The 11,743-nt window shown below is 59.3% G+C and carries 6 protein-coding genes and 4 pseudogenes; 3 read left to right on the top strand and 7 right to left on the bottom strand.

Annotated features, from left to right (window positions below; all coding sequences use genetic code 11):
• Positions 1–299 (bottom strand): annotated as a pseudogene (gene ddl, locus PACILC2_RS20755) (D-alanine--D-alanine ligase); the annotation flags it as partial.
• A 46-nt stretch (positions 300–345) separates the two neighbouring features.
• A complete protein-coding gene (locus tag PACILC2_RS20750) occupies positions 346–1,458 on the bottom strand; it encodes an amidase domain-containing protein (RefSeq protein ID WP_213530584.1) in 1,113 nt (370 codons plus the stop codon).
• 294 nt (positions 1,459–1,752) lie between these two features.
• On the opposite strand from PACILC2_RS20750, the pseudogene acnA reads away from it, so the two are divergent.
• A pseudogene (gene acnA, locus PACILC2_RS20745) lies at positions 1,753–4,466 on the top strand (aconitate hydratase AcnA).
• Between the two features lie 188 nt (positions 4,467–4,654).
• Here the strand turns inward: acnA and PACILC2_RS20740 are convergent.
• A pseudogene (locus PACILC2_RS20740) lies at positions 4,655–6,019 on the bottom strand (dicarboxylate/amino acid:cation symporter).
• A 241-nt stretch (positions 6,020–6,260) separates the two neighbouring features.
• A complete protein-coding gene (locus PACILC2_RS20735) occupies positions 6,261–7,004 on the bottom strand; it encodes an IclR family transcriptional regulator (RefSeq protein WP_062496055.1) in 744 nt (247 codons plus the stop codon).
• Between the two features lie 269 nt (positions 7,005–7,273).
• Between PACILC2_RS20735 and PACILC2_RS20730 the strand changes: the two genes are divergently transcribed.
• Positions 7,274–8,329 (top strand): alpha/beta hydrolase, encoded by a 1,056-nt coding sequence (locus PACILC2_RS20730; RefSeq protein WP_062496057.1) that lies wholly within the window; start codon positions 7,274–7,276, stop codon positions 8,327–8,329.
• Positions 8,330–8,434: 105 nt separating this feature from the next.
• Positions 8,435–9,679 (top strand): Fe-Mn family superoxide dismutase, encoded by a 1,245-nt coding sequence (locus tag PACILC2_RS20725; protein WP_213530582.1) that lies wholly within the window; start codon positions 8,435–8,437, stop codon positions 9,677–9,679.
• 121 nt (positions 9,680–9,800) lie between these two features.
• Here PACILC2_RS20725 and folE read toward each other — a convergent pair whose 3' ends face one another.
• From folE to queG, 3 genes and pseudogenes are all read right to left on the bottom strand, one after another.
• On the bottom strand, positions 9,801–10,394 hold the full coding sequence (gene folE, locus PACILC2_RS20720; protein WP_062496061.1) for a GTP cyclohydrolase I FolE: 594 nt from the start codon (positions 10,392–10,394) through the stop codon (positions 9,801–9,803).
• Positions 10,395–10,439: 45 nt separating this feature from the next.
• A pseudogene (locus PACILC2_RS20715) lies at positions 10,440–10,684 on the bottom strand (YneF family protein).
• Positions 10,685–10,802: 118 nt separating this feature from the next.
• The coding region (gene queG / locus PACILC2_RS20710) for a tRNA epoxyqueuosine(34) reductase QueG (RefSeq protein WP_213530580.1) at positions 10,803–11,743 on the bottom strand (941 nt) is incomplete at its 5' end.

The following is an 11,743-nucleotide window of genomic DNA, read 5'->3' as shown; positions in this document are numbered from 1 at the left end:
AAAACGACGTCGATCGGAGCTTCCTCTCCCGCAGCGGCCGGGCTGAGCCCTCTCAATACCGGCGTCAGCGCATTTTCCCCGGTTTCATCGGGAGCGAAGCGCAGCTTGGCCACATCGTCGGGCGGAGCGAGCAACGTCTTGCCCGTCCGCCATTCACCGTCGTTCGTAATATAAAATGGTTTGATTTCGTATTTATCGTAATCGAACGCCGACATGACCGCCAGCGCGGTCTGCAGGGATACGTCATGCTCTCCCGATTTTCCCCCGTACACAAGTGCTACGCGAACCTTCTTCCCCATAACTGATCCTCCGGTTACGTTATAATTTGCCTATCTCATGCAGCCTTCATGTGCCGGACATACTAAAATTCGTCGGCAATGTGAAAAAACGGTACCGGGTCTGCTCTGTCCATGCATAGGAATCCTGATAATCCCAATACCGGTGGCGGCTGGACACCGTATTCGCATTGACGAGCGGCATGCCGTCGGCATCGAACGCGGTCACGATCGTCGTGTGCTGGTAGCGTCCGTCGCCGTTCCAATCGTATATAATGACGTCGCCGAGTTTCAGCTCCGCCGCCGAAGCGAGCGGAACGGCGCGCATGCCATTCGTGCCCGGACGGCTCAAATAATCATGCAGCGCATGAGAGACCGCCCAGCTGAAACTCCAGTTCTCACGACCGCCGACGCGGCCCTTGTACCACCAGCCGCTTTCCCTCCTACCAGTATAGTTCATTGGCGCGTTGCCTGCAAAGATGCACTGGGAGACGTAGTTCGTACAGTTGACGGCGAAAGCTTCGAAAGCCGGATTCGGCTCATTCCACCAGCGGTCGGCGTAGGCGGCGGCGAGATCCCGCCGATATTTCGTCGCGCGCCGGCGCTTCATCGACGGCAGCAGATCGTAATTCAGGTAAGGAGACGGCAGCGGGCGGAACGATCCGCGGTAGCTTTCTTCCGCATCCCCGAAAGCCGGATCGAAGATCATATCCGCAGAGCCCGGACCGTATCGCGGGCGGCGCTCGCCGATCCACGGCTCGACCCGGGTCACGATCCAGCGTCCGGAATCTTCGCTGAGCCACAGCCGCTCGCGCTCGCACCGTTCCTCTGTATATTCACGACCGCGTTGGTCGATCGTTCGCTTGATATGCAATCCGACGAGGACGGACACTTCTCCCGGCGATTCCTGTACGCGCAACACTTCCGTCTTCGTGCTGCTTGCCGCGGGCAGGGCGCCGCGCAGCAATTCACGGTCGCGCAACCGGCGCAGCCTGTCATCCAGTCTGTACCGGTGGTCGTGATCCGACATGATGCCGTCGAACACCGCGACATGCTGGTCGATCTCTCCTTGATTATACTGCCTGACATATTCGCGCACGGCCTCTTTCCAGCCCGCCGGCTTCGGCTGCGCCGAGCGGGACGGCAGGCTGCGTTGGCCTCCGCGGCTTCCGGTACGAGGCATGCCAATTCCTCCTCAAATGGAAACATGTGGTGGGCTGAACTGGTTCATTATATGACCGTTCCGGCCGTTTCATGTGGCAGCCCGCAAAATCGTGCGTCCGGCGTTCGTTTCAATATTTGCCAACTCGTCAAAACTGTTAAGAAGCGGCACGATTTTGGAGATCAAGGCCAACACCGCTCTTTACGGAACCATATGAAAGACGCTATACTATAGGTAGAAGCGATTTTGAAATTGAGTTTCATTTGGTGAAACTGTTTTGGGAATCGCAACTTCAGCGACAAGGAGGAACTTTTCATGTCCAAACAAGATCAATTCTCCGTCCGTACGTCGCTCAATGCCGGCGGTAAATCATACGTCTACTACCGGCTGCAGGGTCTGGAAGAGCAAGGACTTGGAGACGTCTCGAAGCTTCCGTTCTCCATTAAAGTGCTGCTTGAAGCCGCAGTCCGCCAGTTCGACGGACGGGCCATTACCCTCGAGCACGTAAAACAGCTGGCCAATTGGGCGAATGGCCGCGAAGACAAGGAAATTCCGTTCATTCCCGCCCGCATCGTCCTGCAGGACTTCACCGGCGTTCCGGTCGTCGTCGATCTGGCGGCCATGCGCGACACCGTGAAAAAGCCGGCGGCGATCCGAAGCGGATTAATCCGCTCGTTCCTGTCGATCTCGTCATCGACCACTCCGTCATGGTCGACGCTTTCGGCTCCAAGGAAGCGCTCGATTACAACATGAAGGTCGAATTCGAGCGCAACGAAGAACGGTACCGTTTCCTGCGCTGGGCGCAGACCGCATTCGACAACTTCCGCGCCGTTCCTCCGGGGACCGGTATCGTGCACCAGGTCAACCTGGAGTACCTCGCATCCGTCGCGGCGACGAAGACGGTGGACGGCGAGACGATCGTCTATCCCGATTCGCTCGTCGGCACCGACTCGCACACGACGATGATCAACGGTCTCGGCGTCGTTGGCTGGGGCGTCGGCGGCATCGAGGCGGAAGCCGGCATGCTGGGTCAGCCGCTCTACTTCGTCATGCCGGAAGTTATCGGCTTCAAGCTGACGGGCAAACTGGCCGAAGGCGCGACCGCGACCGACCTGGCGCTGACCGTCACGCAAATGCTGCGGAAGAAAGGCGTTGTCGGCAAATTCGTGGAGTTCTACGGCCCCGGACTTTCCAACATCAGCCTGGCTGACCGCGCGACCGTCGCGAACATGGCGCCGGAATACGGCGCGACGATCGGCTTCTTCCCGGTCGACAACGAGTCGCTCAACTACCTGCGCAGCACCGGCCGTTCGGAAGAGCAAATCCAGCTGGTGGAAGCTTACTACAAAGCGCAAGGCATGTTCCGCACGGACGATCTGGCCGATCCGGTGTTCTCCGATACGATCGAGCTGGACCTGTCCACCGTCGTGCCGTCGCTCGCCGGTCCGAAGCGTCCGCAAGACCGGGTCGAGCTGTCGAGCATGAAGGAATCGTTTAACGACATTATCCGTACGCCGATCGACAAAGGCGGCTACGGCCTGTCCGAAGAGAAAATCGCAGAGGTTGTCGAAGTCAAGCATCCGGACGGTCAAGTGAGCAAGATCGGCACCGGCGCCGTCGTGATCGCCGCGATTACAAGCTGTACGAACACGTCCAACCCGAGCGTCATGCTGGGCGCGGGTCTCGTCGCCAAGAAAGCGGTCGAGCGCGGATTGAAGAAGCCTGCCTATGTCAAGAGCTCGCTGACGCCGGGATCGCTTGTCGTTACCGAATATTTGAAGAAAGCGAATCTGATCGAACCGCTCGAGGCGCTCGGCTTCCACGTCGCCGGCTACGGCTGCGCGACCTGTATCGGCAACTCCGGCCCGCTGCCGGACGAAGTAAGCCAGGCGATCGCCGACAACGACATGACCGTCGCTGCCGTTCTCTCCGGCAACCGGAATTTTGAAGGCCGCGTGCACGCGCAGGTCAAAGCCAACTATCTGGCTTCGCCGCCGCTTGTCGTCGCCTACGCGCTCGCCGGTACGGTCAACATCGATCTGACGAAAGATCCGATCGGCTACGACAACAACAACGAGCCGGTCTACCTGAAAGATATCTGGCCGTCGTCGGAAGAGATCAGCCAAGCGATCTCCGCGGCAATGAGCCCGGAAATGTTCCGCGAGAAATACGCCAACGTCTTCACGCAGAACGAGCGTTGGAATGCGATTCCGGTGCCGGAAGGCGAATTGTACGAGTGGGACGAAAAGTCCACCTATATCGCCAACCCGCCGTTCTTCGAGAACCTCGGCGACGAAGTCGGCGATATTGCCGACATCAAGGCGGCCAACGTACTGGCGCTGCTCGGCGATTCCGTGACGACGGACCATATTTCGCCCGCCGGCAACATCAAAGTGGATAGCCCGGCCGGAAAATATTTGATCGAACACGGCGTTGACCGCAAAGACTTCAACTCCTACGGTTCCCGCAGGGGCAACCATCACGTCATGATGCGCGGCACGTTCGCCAATATCCGCATCCGCAACCAGGTTGCGCCGGGAACGGAAGGCGGCGTTACGACTTACCTGCCGACAGGCGAAGTGATGTCGATTTACGACGCGTCGATGAAATATCAACAAGACGGCCGCAACCTGATCGTCATCGCCGGCAAAGAATACGGTACCGGCAGCTCCCGCGACTGGGCGGCGAAAGGCACGTATCTGCTCGGCGTCAAAGCGGTTCTGGCCGAAAGCTTCGAGCGGATTCACCGCTCCAACCTGGTCGGCATGGGCGTTCTGCCGCTGCAATTCCAGTCCGGTCAAAGCTGGAAATCGCTCGGCATTACCGGCCGCGAAACGTTCGACATTATCGGTCTGGACAACAACGTTCAACCGGGTCAAACCGTACGCGTCGTCGCCACCCGCGAAGACGGCACGACGTTCGAATTCCCGGCCACCGTCCGTCTCGACTCGATGGTCGACGTCGATTACTATCGCAACGGCGGCATCCTGCAAACGGTGCTTCGCCAAATGATTGCCAACAACGCGTAATATCCGGGCATTTCATCGGATGCAGAAAAAAGGACTTCCCGTGCAAACGGGAGGTCCTTTCTTCATGTTCGGCCGTCGCGGACTTGAGACGGGCGCTGCAACCGGCGGCCGAACATGCCGCCCGTCTTGCTGCCCGGACAGCGAGAGCCCCGCCGCGACGCATCGGTCGCGCGGGGCTCTGCCGCATTCTAGGCCGTATTCAACTCGAGCGGGTCTTCCTCGTTCCGATCGAACGATTCGCGATCGAATTCGCCCTCGGACGCCGCCACGAGCAGCGTCGTTACCGTCGTGCCCGTCGCGTTGACAGCGGTGCGGCCCATATCGACGATCGCGTCGATGGCCAGTACCAGGCCGAGCCCGTCAAGCGGAAGGCCGAGCGCCGTCAGCACGACGGTCGTGGAAATCGAGGCCGGTCCCGGCACGCCGGCGACGCCGATCGACGAAATCATGCTCACGAGTACGATCAGAATGTAGTCGGAGATGCCGAGCGGCACGTTGTACACCTCGGCGACGAAGATAGCCACAATCGCCGGCCAGACGCCGCCGCAGCCGTTCATGTTCATCGTCGCGCCGAGCGGAGCGACGAAGCTGGCAATACGCGGCGAGACGCGCAGCCGTTTGGTGAGCACCTCCAGATTAACCGGCAGCGTCGCATAGCTGCTGCGCGTCGTAAAGGCGACGGCAATCGTCGGGTACGCCTTCCGCAAAAATTTGATCGGATTTACACGCGCCGCGAATGTAACCAGACCGCCGAACGTCAGGACGAAATGAATCAGGAGCGCCACGTACGTGGCAATAATGACGCCGATGAGCGGCTTGAGCGTCTCCGCTCCGTATCGGGCCGCCATGGCGCCGATCAGGGCATATACCCCGTAAGGCGTAAGCCGGATGATATATTTGGTGACCTGATGCATCACTTGAGCGAACGAATCGACGAATTTCTTCACCGGTTCCGCCGCCTCCGGCTTCCGGCTATTCAAGTGGACGAGAGCGACCGCGATGAAGATCGCGAAAATCAAGACCGGAACGACCTTGCCCTGTGCCATGTCGTTAATCGGGTTGGACGGCGTCAGATCGAGTATGACCTGGGAAAACGTCGGGATTTCGCGCGCCTGGAAATCCTCCGGAGCCGACTGTTCGATGCCTGCGCCGGGAGAAAGCGCCAGCGCAACGAGAAGGCCGATCAATGCGGCTATGCCGGTCGTAACGAGAAAGAGCGAGATCGTCTTCACACCGATTTTGCGCAAGTGGCCGAGACTCGATATGGACGAGATGCTCGTAATGACCAGCACTGCGACGAGCGGCATGACAAGCATTTTGATCAGGTTGACATAGATCGAACCGATCGTCCCGATGCTTGTCGCGTCGATCTTGAACGCATTCAGCGCAATGCCGACCGCAAGGCCGAGGCCGAGCGCGAGCAGCACGCGGTAGCCGAAGCTTACGCGGCGGCGCGCCAGTCAATAAAGCAGCGCAATTACGGCAATCGACAGGAGCAGACTAATCCAGTTGCTCTCGATCGCCTGAATCAAATTATTTTCCGTAGCTATCATCCCCTTAAATTCCTATATACATAGTGTACTTTATCGTTAGAGGAATATTACTGCCATTTCGGGGTTCCGTTCAATCTGTAACACCGATGCTTTCAAGATCAACTTGCGGACAGCCGCAGTTTCTATAAATAGTATAAGCCGCCCGCCAGGAAATATGCGGGAAGCTTGCAGAGCGTTTCGAACGCGAAGCGAAAAAAGCAAAGACAGCCGGCACTCCCTCGCCGCCGCCGCGCAGTCACAGCTACAGCGTCATCGTGCCCATCCGTCCGGCCGTTTCCATAATAAGCGGGGCATGCTCCCGCATTTTCTCCATCGTCAACCGGCTCGCCGGTCCCGAAACCGACAATGCCGCGACAAGCTTGCCCGTCCGGTCGAAGATCGGTGCGGAGACCGCTGCGACGCCCGCTTCCCGCTCCTCGACGCTCGTTGCGTAACCGGCCTCCCGGATGTCGGCCAGCTGCTGCAGGTACTGGTTCCGGTCGATCGACGCCGGCCACGAGTCGGCGCTCATGATCGCTTCCAGCTCGGCAGGATCGGCATATGCGTTCAGCACTTTGCTGGATGCGCCAACGTACAGCGGCAGCCTCGCGCCTACGGGAGCGACCCGGCGCACCGCCTGATTGCTCTGCACCGCCTGAATGCGAATTCGCTCCATGCCGTCACGCACATAGAGGCTGACCGTCTCGCCGAGCAAGTCGCGCAGCCGTTCCATTTCCGGAAGCCATATGACGGCGGGATCGTCGGACCGCGACAGCATGGCGGACAGCTCCCATATTTTAATGCCGAGCCTGTAGCGGTCGGTTACTCTGTCCCTTTCCACAAATCCCCGGTTTTCCAGCGTTGCCAGCATGCGGTGCACCGTGCTCTTGTGGAGGCCGACGCGCTCGGCGATTTCAGCCATTCCCCACTCGTTGTCCGTCGTAAAGCACAGCAGAATGTCCAGCGCCCGTTCCACGGCGCGCACCGTCGATTTGCCTTCTTCCATCTCCGTACCTCCTTTGTCGGTCGGTCGTTCACGCTCTGTTCGTTTCATAGAATGAAACCGAGTTACACTCAGTATACCTCACCACAGACCGATCGTAAAGCGATCGGCGCTATATCCCTTTGCAACATTCGGTCAATCGTCCTATGTTACATCAAGATTACAACTGTCTAACAATGTGTCGTCATGAATTGACAAAACCGGTCCTTGGGACATACGATAGAAGTACCAGCTATTATGAAGCGCTTTCAATATAGAGGGGAGGAGTCATCATGAGCACAAGCATCGCGCCGTTGGATGGCAGATTCTCTCCGGAACTGCTGCCGCTTCCCCAGCCACCCGAAATGCCGAACCCGGATTATGCGGTTGCCGGCAGAAGCATTCGCCGCAAAAACGTCCTGATCGCTTTTATTTCCGCGACTCTCGCCCTGGTGCTGTTGACCGTTCTCGCCTTTCACGCCTATGTTGCCTGGCTGCTGGCCTATCCTTACGTCGCTTCGCTCGGCTCCGATCCGAAAACCGCCAAAGGTCTCGATTACGAGAACGTCACGTTTCCGAGCCGCAGCGGCCGCACGACCGTAAGCGCCTGGTTCATTCCGGCGGCCGACCGGGACGGTGCGCTGTCCGAATCGCGCCGGACCATCGTCTTCAGCCATGGCTATGGCGCCAATCGGGAAGAAACATGGGTGCCGATGTACGACCTCGCCGAACTGCTGCATCGGCTGAACTATAACATTTTGATGTTCGATTACGGCTACGCTTCCGAGCAATACCGGGCGCCGGCAACCGGCGGATGGGAAGAATCCCAGCAATTGCTCGCCTCCGTCGACTATGCGAAGTCGCGGGGAGCCGAGGACATTATCGTATGGGGATTTTCGATGGGGGCGGGCACCGCGTTGCAGGCGGCGCTTTATACGGACCAGATCGACGCGATGATATTGGACAGCCTGTTTCTGCCCAGTTCGGATACGCTTTTTTCCAATGTAACCCAATTTGTCAACTTGCCGAAATTTCCGTCCAAGCTATTGATTGAAGCGATGCTTCCGTTATGGACCGGAACGACCGTCAACCGGATTCCATCCGGACAAATTATGAACAAAACCTACGACATGCCGATTTATGTCATCCATGGAACGGAGGACGCCAAGGCGCCTTACCAGACGGCCGAGCAGATCGGGAGCAGGCAATCGAACCCGCTCTCCCGCACCTGGATCGTTCCCGGCGGCCAGCACGAGCTATTGTACCGGGCCCATCCCAAGGAATATATTCAACGGGCCGCATTGTTTCTGAGTCAGGTCGACCAAAACCGGACGACTGCCGGCGCGTAGGCAGTTGACGTTATGATATTATTCGCGGAGCGTCATAGGCCAAACGTAAGATGGAATACATCTATAGAGAAAAGGTGTATTCCATCCTTAAGGGAGGCAGATGGCGTGCTTTTTGTATATGGACCTTACATGCCGATTCGGCTGCTGGAAGAAATTCGGTTCTGGAAAACGCAAGAACGGGAGCATACCGCCATACTCAGGCAACTGACTCCCGATCTGGAGCCGGAATATGCGTCACTGCTGGAAGCGTGGGAACCGGTATTCGCGGAGACGGAGCGGCGGGCGGGCCTGTGGATCGACGAAGCGCTGCCGAAGGCCGGCCAGCGGTCGGAGCAGCTTGCCGGTCAGGCGGACGTGCTGCTCCATGCCTCCGCCTATCAGTCGCAGTCGTTCGTCGACCAGCTGCTACGCATGATGAACGAGAGCGCCGCGGTCGCCAACAATCCGCAGGCCCGTTCCTTTATTCTCCATGCCGTGCGCGAATCAACCTATTATCTCGGCATGATGGAGGCTCACGAGCAAGTGCGGCGGCAGACGGACACGGCGGACGGGAGCCCGTATGACAGCGGCGGCGATGCGGAGACGCTTGAATTCGGGACGGCGGACGGGACGTTTCGAAACGGCGGCGCTCCGGAAGCGAGCGGCGCTGCGCAAGCCGAAGCCGGCGGGGAAGAGCCCCGTTCCGACGCGCCGCCGGAGGAGGACGGCCGGTCGCCGGTCGAGCAGGTGCCGATCGGCGGACATACGTTGCCGCCGCTCCCTTATCCCTATCATGCGCTCGAGCCCCATATCGACGAGCAGACGATGCGCATTCATCACGACAAGCATCATCAAAGCTACGTCGACGGACTAAACAAGGCGGAGAAAGAGCTGCAGAAGTCCCGAAGGACCGGCAATTTCGATCTCGTCAAGCATTGGGAGCGGGAGCTCGCCTTCAACGGCGCCGGCCATTACCTGCATACGCTGTTCTGGAACGTCATGTCGCCGCACGGCGGCGGCAGGCCGAGCGGAGCGCTTGCCGAGCAGTTGAAGCGGGATTTCGGCAGCTACGATGCGTTCAAAAAGCAGTTCAGCGAAGCGGCCGGCAAAGTCGAAGGCGGCGGCTGGGCGATACTCGTCTGGAGCCCGCGCAGCCGGCGGCTGGAAATTTTGACGGCCGAGAAGCATCAAAACTTGTCGCAGTGGGACGTTGTTCCGATCCTCCCGCTCGACGTGTGGGAGCACGCCTATTATTTGAAGCATCAGAACAAGCGCGACGATTATATCAAGGACTGGTGGAACGTCGTCAACTGGCCTTACGTAAGCGAACGCTTCGCAGAAGCCAGCCGGCTCCAGTGGAAGCCGTATTAAAACACCCCTTCGCGGCGCCTCCATCGCGCAACGGCTAGAACGGCAAGAGACCCCTGTCCGTTCCCGACAAACGACAATAGCCCCCTTGTCTGTTCCCGACAAGGGGGCCGCAATGGGAAAATTATTGCTTCAGCAGCGCCAGAAATTCCGAACGCAGCGCTTCGTTGCTGCGGAATTCTCCGCGGACCGCGGAGGTGACCGTCTTGCTTCCCGGCTTCTTCACGCCGCGCGCGCACATGCACAGATGCTCGCCTTCCACGACGACCATGACGCCGTGCGGCTGCAGCGACTCCTCCATGATGTCCGCAATCTGCGAAGTAATGCGCTCCTGCACCTGCAGCCGGCGCGAGACCGCTTCGACAAGCCGGGCCAGCTTGCTCAGGCCCGCGATTTTGCCGCTCGGGATGTAGCCGATATGCGCTTTGCCGAAGAACGGCGCCATATGATGCTCGCACATGCTGTAGTATACGATATCGCGGACGATGACCAGTTCCTCATGCTGCTCGTCGAACGACACCCCGAGCACGTCGCGCGGGTTGACGCCGTACCCGGCGAATATTTCTTCGTACATGCGCGTGACGCGGGCCGGCGTCTCGAGCAGCCCTTCGCGTTCCGGATCTTCGCCGATCAGCCTCAAAATCTCTTTCACATGATACTCGATCTGTTTGCGGTTTTCGTCAACCGACGGATTAACGTAATCTTTCACCCCAGCCATTTCGTTTCACTCCTTCTCGCGCGGAAGACGCTCCGCGCGCGCCGGCTATTTCCGGCCGCCGAAGTGGCGGTTGTGCCGGCCTCCGGTATTTTTATTCAGCAGTTGCTGAGCTTTGGCCATCTGTTGTTTGTTCAGATTGTATCCCATCTGCTTGGCCATCTTCTGCAGCGCCTCGGGATCGCGCTGCATTTTTCCAGCTGCTTGCGCAAATAGAATACGCCGCCGACAAAACCGCCTACCGCTCCGACGATCAGCGTCAGAACCGGAATGACAATATCCCAAGCCGACATAATTCTGATTCACCTGTCCTTTGTTCTTTCGTTTCCGGCTTGCACCAGCCATAATAGCACTTATCATAGCATGCGAACGAAGCATGCGCAATTGCTCCGCATGTTCGTCCGCTTTCCGTTAAGACTTTCCTTCCTTCGCTCTCCCGGCCCCGGCGGCAGGCTCCGGCGTCCTTACCGCCGTCAGCGCGCGCATAATCGCCGCCCGCGCTTCTTCGTCCGCTTCGGTCTCGAGCGCGTCGATAAGCGCCGCCTCCGCTTCGGCGCCGCCGATCCGGCCGAGCGCCCAAGCGGCCGTGCCGCGCAGTACGGGGCGCGGATCGTTCCGCAGCACGCCGATGAGCGCCGGCACCGATTCCGCATCCCGGAAATTGCCGAGCCCGATCACCGCATTGCGCTGAATCGGCTTCTTGCCGCGCCATGACGATGCGCTGTCGCCGTATGTTTCCCGGAATTCCCGGTTGCTCATCGTCAGCAGCGGCACGAGCAGCGGCTTCACCTTTTCCGGGTCCGGCTGCAGCTCCGGCTGATGGGTCCAGTTTTTGCCCCGGTTGACCGGACAGACGATCTGGCAAGTATCGCAGCCGTACAGCCGGTTGCCGATTTTGCGCATCATGTCTTCGCTGACCCAATCCTTCGTCTGCGTAACGAACGAGATGCACTTTTTGGCATCGAGCTGTCCGGGTCCGACGAGCGCGCCCGTCGGGCAGGCGTCGATGCACTTCGTGCATGAGCCGCAGCTCTCGGTTACCGGCTCGTCAGGGGGGAGCGGCAAATTCGTAATCATCTCGCCCAGGTAGACCCACGAGCCCCATTCCGGCGTAATGATCGACGCGTTTTTGCCGCTCCATCCGATACCGGCGCGCTCGGCAACCGCGCGGTCGACCAGCGCCCCGGTATCGACCATGCTTTCGGCCCGCAGCTCGGGAACGCGTTCGCGCAGCCACGCCTCCAGACGGGCCAGCCGGTCGCGCAGCACATGGTGGTAATCCAGTCCCCATGCCGAGCGCGAGATCATCCCTCTGCGCGCCCCCGGCTCCGACTTCGGCGGATTCTGAAGCT

The sequence above is a fragment of the Paenibacillus cisolokensis genome (assembly GCF_018403665.1).
Classification (GTDB): domain Bacteria; phylum Bacillota; class Bacilli; order Paenibacillales; family Paenibacillaceae; genus Paenibacillus_AH; species Paenibacillus_AH cisolokensis.
Note: the sequence above shows the minus strand (reverse complement) of the source record. Positions and strands in the feature narration are given on the sequence as shown.